General features: G+C 66.2%; 14 protein-coding genes and 4 pseudogenes. 4 read left to right on the forward strand and 14 right to left on the reverse strand.

The features are described 5' to 3' along the window. Window positions 1–8: 8 nt before the first annotated feature. Both slmA and pabB read left to right on the forward strand, forming a co-directional pair. Window positions 9–584, forward strand: coding sequence for a nucleoid occlusion factor SlmA (slmA, locus tag ASD58_RS16120; RefSeq protein ID WP_057262191.1), 576 nt, complete (start codon window positions 9–11; stop codon window positions 582–584). Next, window positions 581–2,398, forward strand: coding sequence for an aminodeoxychorismate synthase component I (pabB, locus tag ASD58_RS16125; protein ID WP_057262192.1), 1,818 nt, complete (start codon window positions 581–583; stop codon window positions 2,396–2,398). The genes slmA and pabB overlap by 4 nt, the downstream gene beginning before the upstream one ends. Here the strand turns inward: pabB and ASD58_RS16130 are convergent. Next, window positions 2,384–2,743, reverse strand: a complete 360-nt coding sequence (locus tag ASD58_RS16130; RefSeq protein ID WP_057262193.1) for a DUF1428 domain-containing protein — start codon at window positions 2,741–2,743, stop codon at window positions 2,384–2,386. The genes pabB and ASD58_RS16130 overlap by 15 nt on opposite strands. A 31-nt stretch (window positions 2,744–2,774) precedes the next feature. After that, complete coding sequence (gene ftrA / locus ASD58_RS16135; RefSeq protein WP_057262194.1) at window positions 2,775–3,749, reverse strand: transcriptional regulator FtrA; 975 nt, start codon at window positions 3,747–3,749, stop codon at window positions 2,775–2,777. Window positions 3,750–3,846: 97 nt separating this feature from the next. On the opposite strand from ftrA, the gene ASD58_RS16140 reads away from it, so the two are divergent. Both ASD58_RS16140 and ASD58_RS16145 read left to right on the forward strand, forming a co-directional pair. Next, window positions 3,847–4,263 carry a rhodanese-like domain-containing protein gene (locus ASD58_RS16140; RefSeq protein WP_057262195.1) on the forward strand — a complete coding sequence of 139 codons (417 nt, stop codon included), beginning with the start codon at window positions 3,847–3,849 and terminating at the stop codon, window positions 4,261–4,263. 28 nt (window positions 4,264–4,291) lie between these two features. After that, complete coding sequence (locus tag ASD58_RS16145; protein WP_057262196.1) at window positions 4,292–4,999, forward strand: 4'-phosphopantetheinyl transferase; 708 nt, start codon at window positions 4,292–4,294, stop codon at window positions 4,997–4,999. 10 nt (window positions 5,000–5,009) lie between these two features. Here ASD58_RS16145 and ASD58_RS16150 read toward each other — a convergent pair whose 3' ends face one another. The 12 genes and pseudogenes from ASD58_RS16150 to ASD58_RS32775 all read right to left on the reverse strand — a co-directional run. After that, window positions 5,010–5,450 carry a ParB N-terminal domain-containing protein gene (locus ASD58_RS16150; RefSeq protein WP_057262197.1) on the reverse strand — a complete coding sequence of 147 codons (441 nt, stop codon included), beginning with the start codon at window positions 5,448–5,450 and terminating at the stop codon, window positions 5,010–5,012. A 15-nt stretch (window positions 5,451–5,465) separates the two neighbouring features. Beyond that, window positions 5,466–7,754, reverse strand: a complete 2,289-nt coding sequence (locus tag ASD58_RS16155; RefSeq protein WP_057262198.1) for a M20/M25/M40 family metallo-hydrolase — start codon at window positions 7,752–7,754, stop codon at window positions 5,466–5,468. 41 nt (window positions 7,755–7,795) lie between these two features. Then, on the reverse strand, window positions 7,796–9,076 hold the full coding sequence (locus ASD58_RS16160; protein WP_057262199.1) for a cation:proton antiporter: 1,281 nt from the start codon (window positions 9,074–9,076) through the stop codon (window positions 7,796–7,798). Between the two features lie 4 nt (window positions 9,077–9,080). After that, window positions 9,081–10,721, reverse strand: coding sequence for a tryptophan halogenase family protein (locus ASD58_RS16165; RefSeq protein WP_057262200.1), 1,641 nt, complete (start codon window positions 10,719–10,721; stop codon window positions 9,081–9,083). A 78-nt stretch (window positions 10,722–10,799) separates the two neighbouring features. Continuing rightward, entirely contained in the window at window positions 10,800–12,446 is a 1,647-nt protein-coding gene (locus ASD58_RS16170; RefSeq protein WP_057262201.1) for a cyclic peptide export ABC transporter, read from the reverse strand. A gap of 46 nt (window positions 12,447–12,492) precedes the next feature. Beyond that, complete coding sequence (locus ASD58_RS16175; protein WP_057262202.1) at window positions 12,493–13,071, reverse strand: DUF6817 domain-containing protein; 579 nt, start codon at window positions 13,069–13,071, stop codon at window positions 12,493–12,495. 53 nt (window positions 13,072–13,124) lie between these two features. Next, window positions 13,125–15,308, reverse strand: a complete 2,184-nt coding sequence (locus tag ASD58_RS32710) for a non-ribosomal peptide synthetase (protein WP_057262203.1) — start codon at window positions 15,306–15,308, stop codon at window positions 13,125–13,127. Window positions 15,309–15,349: 41 nt separating this feature from the next. After that, window positions 15,350–15,625 (reverse strand): annotated as a pseudogene (locus tag ASD58_RS32240) (hypothetical protein); the annotation flags it as partial. Window positions 15,626–15,697: 72 nt separating this feature from the next. Further along, window positions 15,698–16,299: pseudogene (locus tag ASD58_RS32245) on the reverse strand (AMP-binding protein); the annotation flags it as partial. 1 nt (window position 16,300) lies between these two features. Then, window positions 16,301–17,000: pseudogene (locus ASD58_RS32770) on the reverse strand (AMP-binding protein); the annotation flags it as partial. Next, a partial coding sequence (locus ASD58_RS32255; RefSeq protein WP_229210002.1) for a condensation domain-containing protein occupies window positions 16,967–17,839 on the reverse strand: 873 nt, incomplete at its 5' end. The pseudogene ASD58_RS32770 and the gene ASD58_RS32255, both read right to left, overlap by 34 nt. Before the next feature lies 1 nt (window position 17,840). Next, window positions 17,841–18,733: pseudogene (locus tag ASD58_RS32775) on the reverse strand (condensation domain-containing protein); the annotation flags it as partial. Between the last annotated feature and the right edge of the window lie 16 nt (window positions 18,734–18,749).

An 18,749-nucleotide genomic window follows, 5' to 3' on the forward strand; every position in this document is an offset into this window, starting at 1 on the left:
CAATACCTATGGCAAGTACACAGCCCGGACAGCGCAAGCTGCAAATCCTCCAGGCACTGGCTGAAATGCTGGAGCATCCAAAAGGAGAAAAGATCACCACGGCTGCGCTGGCGCGCAAGCTGGATGTATCCGAGGCGGCGCTGTACCGCCATTTCGCCAGCAAGGCCCAGATGTTCGAAGGGCTGATTGAATTCATCGAGTCCACCGTGTTCGGCCTGATCAACCAGATCGCCGACAAGCAGGCGGACGGCCTGGCCCAGGCGCGCGACATCCTGGGCATGCTGCTGCATTTCGCCAGCAGCAATCCGGGCATGACCCGGGTGCTGATCGGCGATGCGCTGGTCAACGAAGACGAGCGCCTGCAGCAGCGCATGAACCAGTTCTACGACCGCGTGGAGCTGGCACTGAAACAGGCGCTGCGTGCTGCAGCGGCCGAAGGCCAGGCCCATGAGGCTGACGTCACTGCCCGCGCCGGGCTGCTGGTCAGCTTCGTGCTGGGCCGCTGGCACCGATACGCCAAGAGCGGCTTCAAGTCGAATCCCTCGCAGGACGCCGCCGTACAGATTGCATTGCTGCTGAATTGAACTGCTTGACCTTTGCTTTGCTGGACGACGCTAGCGTCGATCCAGCCACCGGCGCTGGCCGCACCTCCCGCCTCTACACCGGCCATCACGCCACCCTCGCCTGCAGCGATTTCGCCGGCTGGCCCGGCGTGCTGGCAGGGATGGAGCAGGCGCTCGCGCGCGGCCTGCACGCGGTGCCGGTACTCAGCTACGAATTGGGCCACCATATCGTCGGCGTGCAGCCGCGCGCGCCTGCGCCGGATGCGCCACCGCTGGCGCAGGTGCTGCTGTTCGAGCGCTGCGACGAGCTGTCGCAAGTGGAAGTCGCCGCCTGGCTGGCCGCGCAGGCTGGCCCCGACGCCGCTCCCGCCGGCGTGGCGGGCATCCGCGCCAACGTCAGCGAGGCGCAGTTTGTCGACGCCATCCAGCGCATCCGCGACTACATCGCCGCCGGCGATACCTACCAGGTCAACTACACTTATCGCCTGCATTTCGACGCCTTCGGCTCGCTGTTTGCGCTGTACCAACGTCTGCGCGCCCGCCAGCCGGTGCCTTACGGCGCCCTGCTCGGCTTCGACGACGGCCGCGCGGTGCTGTCGCTGTCGCCGGAACTGTTCGTGCGCAAGGAAGGCGGCACGCTGACCGCGCGCCCGATGAAAGGCACCGCCCCCGCGGCAGCCGACGAAACGGAGAACGCGCGGCGCGCCGCGGCCCTGGCGGCCGACCCGAAAAACCGCGCGGAAAACCTGATGATCGTCGACTTGCTGCGCAACGATATCGGCCGCGTGGCCGCTACCGGCAGCGTCGAAGTCCCGAAACTGTTCGACGTTACGCGCTTCAGCAGCGTGCTGCAGATGACCTCGACCGTGCAGGCCCGCCTGCGCGACGGCGCCACGCTGCAGGACATCTTCAACGCGCTCTATCCCTGCGGCTCGATCACCGGCGCGCCCAAGAAGCGCACCATGGAAATCATCGCCGAGCTGGAAGCCGAGCCGCGCGGCATCTACACCGGCGCCATCGGCTGGTTCGCCCCTGGCGGCGACTTCTGCTTGAATGTCCCGATTCGCACGCTCACCTTGCAGGCAGCCGAAAACGGCGTCCGCAAAGGCGTGATGGGCGTCGGTGCCGGCATTGTCTACGACAGCGAGCCGCAGGATGAATTCGCCGAATGCCGCTTGAAGGGCCGCTTCCTCACCGGCCTGCCGAACGATTTCGAACTGTTCGAAACCATGTACGCCACGCGCGAAACAGGCGCCCGCCACCTCGAGCGCCACCTGCAGCGCCTCGCGGCATCGGCCCGCTACTTCGGTTTCGCCTGGGATGAAGCGGCCGCACGCGCCTACCTCACGCTGGCCTGCCAGGCCCTGCCCGCCGGCCAGCCGCACCGCCTGCGGCTGGCCATGAACAGCGCCGGCGCCTTCGCTGTGCAAAGCGGTCCTTTGACGCCATTGCAGGAACCGGTGCGCGTGCTGCTGGCCGACGCAGCCACCAGCAGCGACGACCTGTTCCTGCGCCACAAATCGACTATCCGCGAACGCTACGACGCGGCGTGGAAAGCCGCCGACGCCCAAGGCGCCTTCGACCAGTTGTTCTTCAATGAGCGTGGCGAGTTGACGGAAGGCGGCCGCAGCAATGTCTTCATCCGCATGGACGGCATGTGGATAACGCCACCCTTATCCACTGGCATGCTGCCGGGCGTGATGCGTGCCGTGCTGCTGGAAGCCTGGGGCGCGCAGGAGCGCATCGTCACGCGCGCGATGCTGCTCGCCGCGCAGGAAATCGTGGTCTGCAACTCACTGCGCGGCGCAATGCGGGCAAGCCTACAGGTCGATTAGCATTTCGAAGCCGCCATAGATCAGCCGTTTGCCGTCGAACGGCATCTTGGCGGGGTCCATCATGTCCTTCATGCGCGGGTCGGCCATCACCCTCTCGTTGCAGGAATCGCGCACCTCCCGCGATGGATAGATAATCCACGAGAACACCACCACTTCGCCGTCTTCCAGCTTGACCGCTTGCGGGAAGGAAGTGTGAACGCCCACTTTCACGTCGTCGGCAACGGTCTCGCGGTATTCGATGGCGCCGTACTCGCGCCACACTTTTGCGCACTGGCGCGACATCTCGAGGTAGGCGTCCATCTTCTTGCTGGGAACCGGCACAATGAATCCATCGACATAAGCCATCGCAGCCTCCTGTTAAAAGGGAGCTCTCAGCTTATGCCGCACGATTGGCGGTGACAAGGAAAGCGCGACGATAAGCGCCCGGCGTGGTTGAGGCAATGCGGCGGAAATGATGGCGCAGCGATTCCTCCGAGCCGAATCCCGCCCGTTCGGCTACCTGGGCCAGCGCGATATCCGGCGCTTCCAGCAAATCCTTCGCAATCGCTACCCGCTCGCGCGCCAGCCATTCGACCGGGCCCATGCCGGTAGCATCCTGGAATTGGCGCTGCAGCGTGCGCGGGCTCATGGCCGCGCGCTCGGCCATGCTGGCCACCGTATGCGGCTCGGCGGGATGGCTGCGCAGCCAGTCCATCAGGCGCGACAACCTGCCCTGTTCATCATGCGCCATGGGACGCGGCAGGAATTGCGCCTGCCCGCCTTCGCGATGCGGCGCCACCACCAGCCGCTGCGCCACCATATTGCCGACCCGCGCGCCGTAATCGCGGCGCACCAGGTGCAGCAGCATGTCCAGGCCCGCCGCCGAACCGGCCGAGCTGATGATTTGCCCCTCGTCGACGTACAGGTCGTCCGCCAGCACGCGGATGCGCGGATAGCGGCGCTCCAGCCGCTCGACATAGCGCCAGTGGGTGGTGGCGCGCCGGCCATCCAGCACGCCGGCTGCGGCCAGGATGAACACCCCGGAACAGATGGTGCAAAGACGTGCGCCACGCGCATGGGCGGCGCGGATCTGCGCCAGCAGCGCCTGCGGCGGCTCCTCGTCGGCATCGCGCCAGCCGGGGATCACAATGGTGTCGGCGCGCTGCAGCAAGGAAGGATCGTAAGGCGCCTGCACCACGATGCCGCCCGCCGCGCGGATCGGCCCCGGCTCGACAGCGCAAACGGCGAAGTCATACCAGTCCACGCCCAGCTCCGGGCGATCGAGGGCGAACAGTTCGACCGTACAGCCGAATTCAAAGGTGCACAGGCCGTCGTAGGCCAGCGCCACCACCAGGTGTTTTTTTGCGCCCATGGCGCAATCTTAACGCAATCTGGCATTCGCGCCACTGCAACAGGCGAAGCCCGCGGCCGACAATGGAGCCACTTTCAACCGCCACTGGAGAATTCAGATGCCATCCATCGTCACCGAAGTCGCCGCCGCCCCAAGCGCCGAAGCCCTCGCCCACTTTGAAGATTCGCTGCGTTTTGAGACGGATTGCTGGGACGTCCACAGCGTGATGGGCACCGCGCAGCAAGATTTCGTGCTGCTCGACGTGCGGGGAACGGAAAAATATGCGGCCGGCCACGTGCCGGGCGCACTGGACCTGGCGCACCGCAAGATCATCGGCTCCCGGCTGGCTGAGTACCCGCCCGAGACCGTGTTCATCACTTACTGTGCGGGCCCGCACTGCAACGGCGCGGCGCGCGCGGCAATCCGGCTGGCCAGGCTTGGCCGCCCGGTGAAGATCATGAGCGGCGGGATTACCGGCTGGCTGGACGAAGGCTTCGCCCTGGAGAGCGCTGCACAGGACGGCCGGGCCGCTTGAACACTGCCCAGTCTGTTACCATGTTGGCATGTTTATCAGAAATGAAAACACGCCGCCATTCGACTGGCAGTTCGCAGGCAACCAGCTGACGCTGCACGCCTGCCGCTTCGATGCGACCCAGTTCGATGGCAAGGCCTTTGCCGCCGCGCGGCTTGCGCAGCCGCCACATATCGGGCGCAGTGTCCGCAAGCGCCAGGCCGAGTATTTCTACGGCCGGCTGGCAGCGCGCAGCGCCCTGCTCCATGCCGGGCTTCCTGAGGTCGACATCGATACCGGTGCGCAGCGCGAACCAGTCTGGCCGCCCGGCGTCATCGGCAGCATCACCCATAACGCCCATTGGGCGGCCGCGGTGGTACTGCCGGCCGGCCTGCGCCGGGGCATCGGCATCGATATTGAATCGCGCGCCACGGCGCAGTCCCAGGCCAGTATCGCTGCCATGGCGCTCGATGCGGCGGAACTGGATGTGCTGGCCAGCCAATGCAGTGCGCTCGACCGGCCGACGGCACTGACACTGGTGTTTTCCGCCAAGGAAAGCTTCTATAAAGCCGTGCACACCGTGGCGGGGCGCTACTTCGGTTTCGAAGCCATCCGCCTCAAGCGATTCGATGGCGCGCAGCGGCAGCTGGAATTCACCGTAATCGAGTCGCTGGGCGACGTGTGGCAGCCGGGCGCCACGGCAACCGTGCACTATCAACTCTGGACACCGGAAGACATTCTGACCGCCTTCGTCTGGTGACCACAGCGGCTCAGGCGCGCAGCAGTTCCTCCTGCGGCCGCGCATCGGCGCCGATCAGCAGCGCCAGCGGGATCTCGCTGCGGGGCAGTGGAGGATTGAAGCTGTGCCGGGTGGTCTTATAGGCCAGCAATTGCCGGTTGCCAACCTTGCGGCGAATCTCTTCAACGTCGAAAACCGTGCCAGCCTTCCAGTCGTGTACGGTGACCCGGCTGTCGTCATACCTCAGCAGAACGCAAGGCAAGTAGCGCAATCCGAGCAGCAATGCCGCCCGGACGCGGTGATTGCCATCCATGACGATCCCGCTGCTGGCTTCGACCGGGACCGGGGCCTTCCAGACACCGCTTTCCAGGATGGTATGCACCAGGGACGCCACTGCCGCCTCGTCGACTTCCTCCGATGCCAGGAAGAAGTCGATCGGCTTGACCGATACGCAGTAATCGTAGAGTGACATGGGCTGTCCTCTCGCCTAGTTGAATTGCAGGACCCGCCCTGCCTGCAGGGTGTCACTGGGACCGAACGGTTGCGCGATCCGTAGCTGGTTGGCGGATTCCGGCGGCAAGCCGGCCGCCGGCAAGCCATAGCTAATGTCTTTGACGCGCAGCTGGAAGGGCACGCCCGGCTTGACCGTGAGCGCAACGGTCAGGCCCGGCTCCGTGACGCCGAAGACGCTGACCCACCATTTGGGCGCCGGCTTCTCCAGATACGCGTGGCCAGCGACCGTGGCGGCATCGACCGCCGCCCCGTCCACCGACACCACCATGCTGCTTGCCTGGCGCTGCGATTTGATACGCACGGTCACATGCCGCGCCGGGCCGTCGACGCGGTCGTCGAGTACCTCGATGGCCGGACTGGCCAGTCCCAGATCGGGTGCCCTGGCGACCCAGACCGGGCGCGGTGCCGGGCCATACAACTCGGGCAAGGATTGCCAGGCCGGTTTATCGCCCATCACCTGCCGGGTCCAGGCATCGATGGTCCGCTCGGGCGATACCCACCACGCCCGGTCCGACCCGCCTTCCTTGAAGTAGAACACGCTGTTGGGGGCTGGATGGTCACGATCGAAACCGGCAGTGGCAGCACCGCAGCCCAGCAGGCCAAGCGCGAACGCCAGCGGCAGCGCAGGCAGGGCGAACGGGCGCATCAGCAGGAGCAGTAGCGGCGTCAACAAGCCGAGCAGCAGGCCAAGGAACAGCAAGGTGGCCGCCATGAGCGCCGGCGTTAGCGCCACGAAGACCAGGTGCACGATTGGCGCCACGATCAATATTGCCGGAACCGCCCCCAGCACCAGGACCGCCAGGCGCCGCCCCACGCTGGCGTCTGGATGGCGCAACTGCCATGCCAGCGCCAGCAAGGCAGGGATCAGCGGCCAGGTGAGCAGGAAACTGGCGCCGGGCAGGTAAAGCGCCACCGCGCCCAGCGCGATCACCCAGCACAGCATCGCACCCAGCGCCAGTTCGGCCGGGCGGAACCAGCGCCGCAAGCCGGCCATGCACAGGCAGTAGGCAGCCACCCCAAGCGCAGTAAATGCCAGCAGGTACCAGTGGCTGTTATAGGTATCGCCTTGCAGGATCTGCTGGTACTGGGGATGCAGCATCAGGATCCCCGACCACAGCAACTGGCCACCCAGCGCGAGCAATGCCAGCACCAGCACATGGCCGGCCATGGCGGCTGCCGTGCGCCTGCCGCGCGCGGCGCCGCGGCGCAGGCCGGCGCGCACGGCAAACGCCGCCAGCGCCAGGCATACGCTCCATAGCGGCAAGGCCAGGACTGCCGGATAGGACACCAGGCCGACACCGGCAAGGTTGAAATACACCTGGTCGGCGCCGTCCAGGCGGCCCAGGTCGCGCTGGGCGAAATGCCGTGCCATTGCCAGCATCATGTCGCCCTGTTGCTGCACAGTGCGCAGGTTGAGGTGCTCCACGCTGTCGAGCTGGGTATGGTAGCTGGTGTGATTCTCGGCGGCCGCAAAATTCATGCCGGCCAGGCCGGCGTCCTTGAACACCGTCAGGTCCGTCCCGTTCGGCATATGGCGGTAGATCTCGCCCATCAGGGAGTTGCCAAGCGGTTGGGCGGCGCGCGCGAAGCCGTCGATCAACTGGCCATTGCCCGCGCTGGTCTCGAACATCCAGACCGGCCCGCTATTGCCGCGGAACTCGAAGTTCAATACCAGCCCGACCTCTTTCATCCAGGCGTGCTCGCGCGCGAAGGCACGGCTGCCCAGCAGGCCGCCTTCCTCGCCGTCGCTGAACAGGACGATCACGTCGTTCGCCAGCTGCGGACCGCTCTTCAAGACCCTGATCGTTTCAAGAATGGCGGCGACCGACGCGCCATTATCGCCGGCGCCCGGTCCGGTCGGCACCGAGTCGTAGTGCGCCAGCAGCAGCAGGGCCTTGCCGCGTTGCCGGCCCGGCAGGCGGGCCATCACGTTATTGACCAGGGCCGCAGTGCGCATTTCGCTCGACAGTGACCAGCTGCTTTGCACCTGCGGCTCCAGCCCCAGGTCCTTGAGCGCCGACAGCAGGTAGGCCCGGACTTCGGCATTTTGCGCGGTGCCGACCGGATGCGGCTTCCGGGCGATCGACTTCAGGTGCTCCAGCGCGCGCGCGGTGGAAAACTCGCCCGCCGGCGCTTGTGCGTCGCGCAGCGCCGGCGGCTGCGCACTGCGGATGCCGGCCACGGCGCACAGGACCAGGATCGCGAGTGCCAGCAGCGACGCCAGGAGACCAGGATGGGCTTGCTTATCGGCTTGGTTTGCCATGCTTTCGTTCCATTGTTATCGATATTTGCCTGCAACAGGCCTCAGGGATAGGCGTCGGCCGCGAGCGCGCGTGGCGGCGCCGCTTCCGGCTCGTGCACCGCAGGGCTTTCCGCGATCACGTCCATCTGGCGCCGAAGCAGGGGCACGGTCATGAGCGTCGTGACAATCGCCACCACCACCAGGATCGAATAGACTTCCTGGGAAATCATTCCGGTTTGCAGTCCGATCGTCAGCACGACCAACTCCACCAGCCCGCGCGTATTCATCATCACGCCAATGGCGCAAGCCGGGCGGTGGGCAGTGCCGGCGGCACGCGCGGCCAGGTAGCAGCCGCCGAATTTGCCGAGCACGGCCGCGGCCAGGAAGAGCCCCAGCCAGGCCAGCATCTGCCAGGATGCCGCCGCGCCGAGATCGGTGCGTGCGCCGACGTAGGCAAAGAAGATCGGCACCAGCAGCAGGTTGACGAAGCCGGTCACCTCCCGTTTCCACTGCTCGGCCAGCACACGGTCGGACGACAGCACCAGGCCGGCGATCAATCCGCCGAACGCGCTGTGAAAGCCCAGCTGGGACGTGGTCAGGCCGCACAGCAAAGCCGCCACCAGCATCACCGCCAGGGACGTAAAGTGGCCCTGGCCACGCGCTGTGAAGCGCAACAGAGCCCGCAATAGCGGACGCAGCAGCCAATAGCAGGCCAGGGTGAATCCGCCCAGGACGCCCAGCTGCGTCAGGAATTCCAGCAATGCCGAACCGCTGCGTGCCAGCACCACCGCGACTGCCAGCAACAGCCAGGCCAGCACGTCGGTCAGGGCGGCCGCCAGCATGGCCATCCGGCTCAGCGCGTGGTGCGCCACGTCCAGGTCGAGCAGGATGCGCGCCAGCACGGGCACCGCCGTCACCGACAGCGCAATGGCCAGGAACACCACATAGGCGGCGGTCGGCTGCTGCGGCGCCAGGTAAGGCTTGCTCCATAACGCCAGGGCGACGCCCAGCAAGGCCGGCAGCAGGATGCCGCCGAGGGCGACGCCCGCTGCCTGGCCCAGGCGCAGCCGGAAATGCTTGCCGTCCATGTCGAGGCCGATCTGGAACATCAGCAGCACCAGCCCCAGCTCGCTCAGCATGCCCAGGTTGGCCGTCGCTGACTGGAACAACAGTCCGTGGTACTCGGGACTGAACAGGCCAAACACCGACGGACCGAGCACGATCCCGCCCAACAGTTCGCCGATCACCTTGCTTTGCCCGCAGCGTTCGGCCAGCAGCCCAAATACCTGGGCACACAGGACGATCAGCGCGACCTGGAGGCCAAACAGGGTAAAGGGATGCATCGCTTTAGCCCTGCGTACCGTCGGCGGCCATGGCCAGCGTCGGCGCCGGCGCCTCCGAGATATTGCGCATCGCATCGGGCTTGCTGTGCAAATGGCGCAGGTAGTCGTGGCAGGTCGGCAGCTTCGCTTTCAGCTCTGCCGCATGCTGGCGCAGCGCGCTGAACATCTCGTCGGCGCGGGCAATCGCCTGCGGCTTGTAGCGGATCTGGGGCATCGGCGCGTCGGGGATCACGCCCATGCCCGCGAAGATGCAGTAGTAGCTGCTGTTGGTCCAGAAATTGCGGAACTCGGCCTCGAAGTTGGCGTAATAATTCCCTTCGTCGGTGATCGGCATATTGACCGGCAGGCCGGCCTTGTAGGTGGCCAGTTTGTGCTTGATGTTATCCGACAGGTAGATATCGTTCTTGTTGGCGCGCCAGAACGGGGTGTCGTCGCGGGTCGTGGTGAAGTAGTGGGCCTGGACGAAGTCGCGGCAGTCGTCGAACATCGTTTCGATTTCCTGGTTGAAGCGGTCGATCAGGGTCTGGTTGAAGGACTTGTCCGGGAAATGCTTGGTCAGCTGGTAGATCGCGGCATAGATGAAGTAAATGCCGGTCGACTCCAGCGGCTCCAGGAAGCACGAAGCCAGCCCGATCGACACGCAATTCTTCACCCAGGCGCGGCGGTTGCGGCCGGTGCGGAAGCGAATGTGGTTCAGCTTGACGTCGTTGGGATTGAGATTCCAGAGTTTCAGGAATTCGTCGGTGGCTTCGTCCTGCGAAACGAAGTCGCCGGCGTAGACATAACCGGAACCGAAGCGGCCCAGCATCGGGATTTTCCATGTCCAGCCGTGCTTCATGCCGATGGACGAGGTATACGGCTCGATGCCATTCGCCGCATCGTCGTGCGGCACCTGCGCGGCAACCGCGCTGTCGCAGAACAGGTGGTTCTTCATATCAATGAAGGGCTCGCCCATCGCTTTATTGATCAGCAAGCCGCGGAAGCCGGAGCAATCGATGAACAGGTCGCCCTCGAGGCGCTCGCCGCGCTTGCTGAGCAGCGCGGCAATGCGGCCGTCTGCATGGTGTTCGACGTTTTCCAGCTCGTCCACCACATGCTGCACGCCCCAGCCGATGGCCAGCTTGCGCAGGTAAGCCGCCACCAGGTTGGCATCGAAGTGCCAGGCGTAAGCCATGGTGCGGGTGCCGTCGAGCATGCGCGGCGACAGCTTGTCGTCGAGGATCGACGATTGCATATAGCAGGCGTAATCCATGGCCTCATGGTACGTCGGGTCGGCATGGCGGCGCAGCGTCCAGTATTGGGACAGCGGCACGTTGTCGCAATTCGGGATCAGCCCGAAGTGATGGTAGAAATGGTTGCGGCCATGGGCATCCGGATGCTTGCGCCAGTTGACGAACTTGACGGCGCCTTTGAACGAGGCGTTGCACTCCTTCATCCATTCATTTTCGGGGATGCCCAGGAAGTCGAAGAAAGCGCGTTGCAGGTTGGGTACTGTGGCTTCGCCCACGCCGATCTTCGGAATGGTATCGGCTTCCATCAAGGTGATGGCGACGTTCGCGCCGAAGGTCTTGCTCAAATACGAGGCAGTCATCCAGCCGGCGGTACCGCCGCCGAGAATCACGACTTTCTTGATCAGATTTTCCACAATGTCCCCTTGTTATCAAAATAAAATGAAAAGCTTCAACACCTACAACAAAGACTGAACGGCCGCAGGCCGCGGACTTCAATTGGCGCCCACGGCCAGTGCTGGCTCCTGCAGTTCGCGCAAGCTGCCGTCTTCCAGCTTGATGACCCGGTCGGCGCAGGAGAAATAGGCATCGTCATGCGAAATGATGATCACGGTTTTGCCGCGCGCACGCAGGTCGGGCAACAGCTCGGTATAAAACACGCGCTTGAACGCCGGATCCTGGTCGGCCGCCCACTCGTCAAACACATACACGGGCCTATCCTCCAGGTAGGCCGAGACCAGCGCCAGGCGCTTGCGCTGACCGCTCGACAAGCGCAAGGTGGAGAACTTGCCGTCCCTGATCTCGACCTTGTGTTCCATCGACAGCTTCTGCAGGTAGCCGGCGGCGCGCGACTGCAGGTCGCCTTGCGCCTCGTCGAGCAGTTGCTCGAACAGGTGGAAGTCCGAAAACACTGCCGAGAAGTGCTGGCGGTATGCCACCAGGTTGTCGCGCGTGACCGGCACGCCGTTGAGCGAGATGACGCCGCTGTCGGCCTCGTAGAAGCCCAGCAGCAGCATCGCCAGCGTGGTCTTGCCGCTGCCGTTGCCGCCGATGATGAAAACGATCTCGCCCTGCCCGATGCTGAGGTTGAGCGGCCCCAGGGCGAACGGCTGATCGTCGCCACTGCCCGGATAACGGTGGCAGACCTCGCGCATCTGCAGGAACAGCGGCGCGCCGGAACTGAAGCCGGCCGTCGATGCCGGTGATGCCGGCGCGGCGGCGTCCTCGGCCAGCTTGTCCTGCAGCTGCTGGATGCGCTCGATCGCGACACCGGCCTGGCGCAAGGTGGGCAGCAGCGCCATCAAGGCGGCGATCGGCCCGATCAGATACAGCAGGATCAGGGTGAAGCGCGCCAGCACCTCGGGCGGGGCCGGCACCACGCCGGGCGCCACGAACAGCAGCAGGCCGATGGCCAGGAAGAACAAGGTGGACCCCAGGGTCCCGACCAGTGCGAAGCCCGTCATGGTCGCCGTGTACAGACGGTTGAATTCGCCCGCGCCCGGCTGGATGACGCGCTCGACGAAGGCGTGGCTGCGCCGCTTGTTCAGCTGCAGCTCTCTGGTGCCGTCGATCAGGTCGCGGAAGTTCTTGTACAGTACGTCAACCTGCTGGCGCATCTGGCGCATGGTACGCAGCGGGATGCGCTCGGCCAGCTGGTAGAGCACCACGCCGCCCAGCAGGATGACCACCAGCAGCACGAACAACTGCCACGACAGCCAGGCCATATAACCCAGGCACATGACGATCAGGATGCCATCGCTGAACGCCAGCGGCAGGTTCTGGAACACCTGGGTGAAACTCATGATGTCGTTGGTGACGATGGCCAGCAGCTGCGGCTTGCCGATCTCCGTCAGGCGCGAATACGGTGTCGCCAGCAGGCGCCGGCTCAAGTCGATCCGCATCTGCATGGTGATCGACTGCGCCAGGCGGATCAGGGATATCGCCGAAGCGCATTTGGCGGCAACCACCAGCAGGCACAGGCCAAAAAACCAGGCGGCGGCGTGTTCCCGGGCGTGGCCGGCCACGGCATCGCCGATCAGGGCGGCCAGGGCGGCGCCACTCAGCCCGCTGGCCAGGCCGGCGACGGTAGCGAACGTCAGCGACTGCCATGACTTGCGCGACAGGTAAGCAATCAGTTGCATAGGAGTCCCGGGAACGAGGTAGGGATATGGTCGGCGGCGGCAGCCCTCATGCGGCCAGCGCCCCGCGCATATAGTCGATCACGGCCGACAGGTCCTCATGCGCGGCGGCGCTGACGCGGCCGGCCGATTGCTTGCACATCCATTCGGACATCAGCAGCAGTTGCCGGGCATCTGCCGCCGCCAGCTGCAAGTCGGGTGAAAACTGCTCGATGCCGTTGGCGATCTCGATTTCCATCAGGACGGCAATGGTGGCGGCGTCGACCACGATCTTGCACTTGTGCACCTCGTCCCACAGCGTCGCACGCTGCGGGTCGACATGGTCGTCGAAGAAGCCGACACGCCGCGTCACGCAGAACAGGAAGGCCAGCTCTTCGGCGCGGGCGCCGATGACCTGGGCGATCGCCTGGCGCTGCGTCAGGCTGACCGCCTGCGGCTTGAAGACTTCCGTGCCATAGATATTGTGGAACAAGCCCCCACGGCAGACTTCCTCCGTGTTGCCCCAGTTGGCCAGGATTTCGTACACGCCGAGCAAGTGGTCTTGCGCACTGCCGTGCAGATGCGGAAACTTGGCGACGTTCAGGTCCTTCAGCAGCGCCATCAGTTCCGGCGCAATGGTTGTCTTCATCGGGACTGCTTCCTTGTTGAGTAAGTCATCGGTTCCCGGCTACCGCACCGGGCCTATTTGATTCCGTCCGCAGCCAGGCAGGCTGGCGCGGCCGCCAGTCGCCGACCCAGCCACGCCGCCACCTGCGCCGCATGCGGCTCGCGCAGCAAGGTCACGTGGTTGCCAGGCGCGACCCATGGCTCGACTGCAGCCGCGAAGCGACGCCAGCCATCTGCCAGGCGCGCCATCTCGGCACTGTTGTCGCTGTCGCTGCAGCCAGGATCGGGCGCCAGCGCCAGATGCAGCGTGCCGCCGTAGGGCGCCGGCCGGTACGTGGTGTTCAGGTTGGCGGCGAACACCTGCACGATCCCGCGTAGCACGTTCAAGCCCATGCGCGCCGGCAGCACGCCCGCGCCGACCAGGCGGCTTTTCAGCAGTTCGAGCTGCGCCTCCGGCGCCAGCGGCGCGAAGTCGGCCGCCGCCAGCCCCAGCGGGCGTTCCAGGTTCAGGTCGAACAGGCCGACCAGTTGCTCCAGCATCTGTTCGCGGGCATGGAAGCGCAGCGGGGCGCCTTGTGCGGCTGGCACCTGCGTGTCCAGCGCGACCAGCGTAGCGACCCGCTCCCCGGCCAACTCGAGTTGGCGCGCCATTTCGAACGCCACCCAGCCGCCAAACGAGTGCCCCAGCAGATGGTAGGGGCCGTGCGGCGCCACCTGGCGGATGGTGTGCAGGTAGGCGCGTGCCGCACTTTCCACGTCCGCATACGGCGTCATTTCGCCGCACAGGCCGCGCGGCTGCAAACCGTACACCGGCAAGTCCGGATCCAGGTCCTGCGCAAGCTGGGCAAACGCCGTAATCGATGCCCCGGCGCCAGGCACGCAGAACAGCGGCGCCACCCCGGCCCGGCCGCGCTGGATATTGATCTTCGGCGCATAGGCCGCGTCGTCGCGCGCCGCCAGCCGCGGCGCGGCCGCTTGCATGGCCTGGGACAACGCTGCCGCCAGCGCTGCGGCGTGCGGCTCCGCAGTCATCGAATAATGGTGGCCGGGCACCGCATGCAGCTCCAGCTCCCCGAGCAGGGCGCGCCAGCCCAGCGATACGTCGGCGCGCCGTTCCTCGCTGGCATGGAACAGCACCGGCTTGAACGGCAGGGCCTGCGGGGCGTAGCCGAGCACGGCCTTGCGGATCGCAACGCGTACCGCCAGGTGGCGGCGCAGCAAGTCCGGTTGCAGTTCTTCCGGCAATACCCGGTGCGCGAGACACAGCGCCAGCATGGTATCGGCATCGCCGTCCCGCCACGCCGCCTCCAGCTGCCGCTGCAGTTCCGGCGGCAAAGCCGGCGGCAGCATTTCGCCGATCACTGAAGCTTCGTCCGTCTTCAACATGGCGCCGCCGGCGCGGTAATCGCAGCAGGTGTCGATCAGGCCGAGGAAAGCGACCTGCTCGTCGCTGCCGCTAAGCCGGGTCGCAATTTCATAGGCAATGGTGCCGCCCGCCGACCAGCCGACAAGGCGATAAGGGCCATGCGGCTGCACGCTCCGGATCGCCGCCAGGTAATCGGCCGCCATCTCTTCGACGGTGGCCTTGGGCACCTCGCCGCGCTCGAAACCGCAGGCGGCCAGGCCATAGACTGGTATTGCCGGGTCCAGGTGATCTGCCAGGACGCGCGCATATCCCACCTCACCCTCGCCGGGATGAATGAAGAACAGCGGCGCGGCGTCGCCTTGGGCGCGAATCGGCACCAGCACGGACGGCCCCTGCTCCACCCGTGCTCCGGCCAGGCGCATGGCAAAGTCGGCCATGACGGGCGCAACGAATACTTCGCGCACCGGTACCTCGACCGCCATGCGTTGCGCAGCCATCGCAATCATCTGCACCGCCAGCAGCGAATGCCCGCCCAGTTCGAAGAAGTGGTCGTGGCGTCCGACCCGTTCCACGCCCAGCAGCTCTTGCCAGACCTGCGCCAGCACCTGCTCCGCCTCGCCCTGCGGTGCTTCATAAGGCCGCGCCGCCAATGCCGCCTCGTCCGGCGCCGGCAGGGCCTTGCGATCGAGCTTGCCGTTGGCCGACAGCGGCAGCGCCTCCAGCAGCACGAAGGCGCTCGGGATCATGTAATCGGCTAGCCGGCGCGCCAGCGCCTGGCGCAAGGTCGCCGGTTCCAGCAATTCGGCGGCCGCTTCGGCCTGCGCCGTCAGGTAAGCCACCAGGCGTTGCCCGCCGGCCGCGTCGCCGCGCGCCACCACCACCGCCTCGCGCACCCCGGCGCAGTCCTGCAGCTGCGCCTCGATCTCGCCCAGTNATCGAGCTTGCCGTTGGCCGACAGCGGCAGMGCCTCCAGCAGCAYGAAGGCRCTCGGGATCATGTAATCGGCCAGCCGGCGCGCCAGCGCCTGGCGCAAGGTCGCCGGTTCCAGCAATTCGGCTGGCGCTTCGGCCTGCGCCGTCAGGTAGGCCACCAGGCGTTGCCCGCCGGCCGCGTCGCCGCGCGCCACCACCACCGCCTCGCGCACCCCGGCGCAGTCCTGCAGCTGCGCCTCGATCTCGCCCAGTTCGATGCGCAGGCCGCGGATCTTCACCTGGAAGTCRTTGCGGCCCAGGTACTCGATGTATCTGCGCGAGGATGCTGCGGCACGACCGAACTGCTGCGNCGCCACCACCACCGCCTCGCGCACCCCGGCGCAGTCCTGCAGCTGCGCCTCGATCTCGCCCAGTTCGATGCGCAGGCCGCGGATCTTCACCTGGAAGTCGTTGCGGCCCAGGTACTCGATGGCCCCATCGGGCAGCCAGCGTGCCAGATCGCCGGTACGGTACAGCCGGCCCGGCGCAAACGGGTTGTCCATGAAGCGCTCGGCCGTCAGTTCCGGACGGTTCAGGTAACCGCGCCCCACCGCCACGCCGCCGATGTACAGCTCGCCCGCCACGCCCACCGGTACCGGGGCCATGCCGCTGTCGAGCACATACATCTGCACGTTGGCGATCGGATAACCGATCGGCACCTTGCCCGCCGGGCCTCGCGCCGTGCAGCGCCAGGCCGTCACTTCGATTGCCGTCTCGGTCGGGCCGTACAGGTTATGCAGGGCCACCGCCGGCAGGCGCGCCAGGAATTGCTGCTGCAGCGCGTAGGGCAAGGCCTCGCCGCTGCAGAACACCTGGCGCAGCGTGCCGCAGCACGAGAGGTCGGCATGCTCGAGGAACAGTTGCAGCATCGATGGCACGAAGTGCATGGCCGTGATGCCGGCCTCCTGCACCANATGCAGGGCCACCGCCGGCAGGCGCGCCAGGAATTGCTGCTGCAGCGCGTAGGGCAAGGCCTCGCCGCTGCAGAACACCTGGCGCAGCGTGCCGCAGCCGGACAGGTCGGCATGCTCGAGGAACAGTTGCAGCATCGATGGCACGAAGTGCATGGCCGTGATGCCGGCCTCCTGCACCAAACCGGCCAGGTAGCCCGCATCCTAGGTCGGCATGCTCGAGGAACAGTTGCAGCATCGATGGCACGAAGTGCATGGCCGTGATGCCGGCCTCCTGCACCAAACCGGCCAGGTAGCCCGCATCCTGGTGCCCGCCCGGACGGGCCAGCACCAGTTGCGCGCCCGCCGCCAGCGGCAGGAAGAATTCCCAGACCGAGACGTCGAAGCCGAATGGCGTCTTCTGCATCATGCAGTCGCTGCTGCCGATGCCGTATTCGCGCCAGCCCCAGCACAGGCGGTTGACCACGGCGCGGTGTTCGTTCATCGCSCCCTTGGGCAGGCCGGTCGAGCCAGAGGTGTAGATCACATAGGCCAGGTGCTGCGGGCCAAGGCCGAGGGCRCCCGCATCGGGATTGTCTTCGGCTTCGCCGGCGCAGGCCGTGGCCTGCGCGTCGAGCGCAAGCACCGGCACCTCGACTGGCGGCAAGCCGTCCTGCAGCCAGGCTTGCGTCAGCAGCGCCGCCGGGGCGCTGTCGGCGAACATATGCGCCAGGCGTTCGACCGGATAGGCTGGATCGAGCGGCACATAGGCACCGCCGGCCTTACATARGCACCGCCGGCCTTCAGGATGGCCAGCAGGCCGACCACCATCTCGATGCCGCGCTCCATGCAGATCGCCACCCGCGTGTCGGGCTTGACCCCRAGCGCCAGCAGGCGRTGMGCGACGCGGTTGGCGAGCCGGTTCAATTCGTCGTAGCTGAGCAGCTCATCGCCAAAACGCAGCGCCGCCGCATCGGGCTGGGCCAGCACGCGCGCTTCGAACAGCTGGTGCACCAGCACGTCCTGCGGCAAGTCGGCGGCATTGGCATTGAAGTCGACCAGCACTTGCTTGCGCCCCGCTTCGTCGAGCAGCGGCAAGGCAGCCACCGGCTGCGCATCGTCGGCCACCATGGCCGCCAGCACGGCCTGTAACTGGCCCGCCAGCCGCTCGATGCTGGCAGCGTCGAACAGGTCGCTGGCGTAATCGAGATTGCACGTAATGGATTGGCCGCTCTCGGTGATTGCCAGAGACAAGTCGAACTGGGTCGTATGGCGTTCCTGGTGGATGATGCTCAGGTCCAGGTCCGACAAGCCCAGTTCCTGCTTGGGCGGTGCCACGTTCATGGTCAGCATGACCTGGAATACCGGGCTATGGGCCAGGCTRCGCACCGGCTTGAGCGCCTCTACCACTTGCTCGAACGGCAGGTCCTGGTGGGCGTAGGCGCCCAGCGCCACTTGCTTGACSCGCTCCAGCAACTGCGCCACGCTCGGTGCGCCGTCCAGCTGGACGCGCATGGCTAAGGTGTTGACGAAGAAGCCGATCAGCGGCTCGACTTCGGCGCGNCGCTCCAGCAACTGCGCCACGCTCGGTGCGCCGTCCAGCTGGACGCGCATGGCTAAGGTGTTGACGAAGAAGCCGATCAGCGGCTCGACTTCGGCGCGCTGGCGGTTCGCCACCGGCGTGCCGATCACCACCTCGTCCTGCCCGCTCAGGCGCGCCAGCAGGCTGGCCCAGGCTGCCAGCATGGTCATGAACAACGTGGCGCCATGGCGCTGGCTCAGCTCGCGCAACTGCGCGCTCAGCGTGCTGTCCAAATGAACCGTGTGCACGGCGCCGGCATAGCTTTGCTGCGCCGGACGCGGGCGGTCGGTCGGCAGTTCCAGCAGCGCCGGCGCGCCGGCCAGGTGCCCGCACCARTASGCCAGTTGCTGCTGCAACGCCTCGCCCTGCAGCCAGCCGCGCTGCCAGGCGGCATAGTCGGCGTATTGCACCGCCAGCGGCGGCAGCGGGTCGGGTGCGCCGCTGCTGAACGCCGTGTACAGCGTGCACACTTCGCGGATCAGCACACCGGTCGACCAGCCGTCGGAAATGATGTGGTGCTTGGTGATGATCAGGACGTACTCGTCCCCGCCCAGGCGCAGCAGGCGGCCGCGGATCAGCGGGCCGGCGGCCAGGTCGAAGCCTTGCTGGGCGGCGTCGGCGCCGTGGCGCGCCACGGCCGCTTCGCGCTCATGCCCGCGCAAGGCGCTCAGGTCGGTCTCGGCCAGCTCGAAGCCGCAATCTGCCGGCGCGATCTGCTGGCGTACTTCGCCATCCTCGCTGACGAAGCAGGTGCGCAGGTTTTCGTGGCGCGCCACGATGCGGTCCAGCGTGGCCTGCAAGGCCGCCGTATCGAGCTGGCCATGCAGGCGCAGGCCGATCCAGTAGCGGTAGGCGGCTCCGGCCGCCGGGTCCAGTTGCTCGAGGAACCAT

This window comes from Duganella sp. Root1480D1, assembly GCF_001427305.1.
GTDB lineage: Bacteria > Pseudomonadota > Gammaproteobacteria > Burkholderiales > Burkholderiaceae_D > Rugamonas.

Bases quoted from the DNA above. Each gene is read 5' to 3' on its own strand.
- ASD58_RS16150 (WP_057262197.1), bottom strand. From the start codon at position 5,450: ATGTCACTCTACGATTACTGCGTATCGGTCAAGCCGATCGACTTCTTC.
- ASD58_RS16170 (WP_057262201.1), bottom strand. From the start codon at position 12,446: ATGCAACTGATTGCTTACCTGTCGCGCAAGTCATGGCAGTCGCTGACG.
- ASD58_RS16160 (WP_057262199.1), bottom strand. From the start codon at position 9,076: ATGCATCCCTTTACCCTGTTTGGCCTCCAGGTCGCGCTGATCGTCCTG.
- ASD58_RS16155 (WP_057262198.1), bottom strand. From the start codon at position 7,754: ATGGCAAACCAAGCCGATAAGCAAGCCCATCCTGGTCTCCTGGCGTCG.
- ASD58_RS16145 (WP_057262196.1), top strand. From the start codon at position 4,292: ATGTTTATCAGAAATGAAAACACGCCGCCATTCGACTGGCAGTTCGCA.
- ASD58_RS16175 (WP_057262202.1), bottom strand. From the start codon at position 13,071: ATGAAGACAACCATTGCGCCGGAACTGATGGCGCTGCTGAAGGACCTG.
- ASD58_RS16130 (WP_057262193.1), bottom strand. From the start codon at position 2,743: ATGGCTTATGTCGATGGATTCATTGTGCCGGTTCCCAGCAAGAAGATG.
- ASD58_RS16140 (WP_057262195.1), top strand. From the start codon at position 3,847: ATGCCATCCATCGTCACCGAAGTCGCCGCCGCCCCAAGCGCCGAAGCC.
- ftrA (WP_057262194.1), bottom strand. From the start codon at position 3,749: ATGGGCGCAAAAAAACACCTGGTGGTGGCGCTGGCCTACGACGGCCTG.
- slmA (WP_057262191.1), top strand. From the start codon at position 9: ATGGCAAGTACACAGCCCGGACAGCGCAAGCTGCAAATCCTCCAGGCA.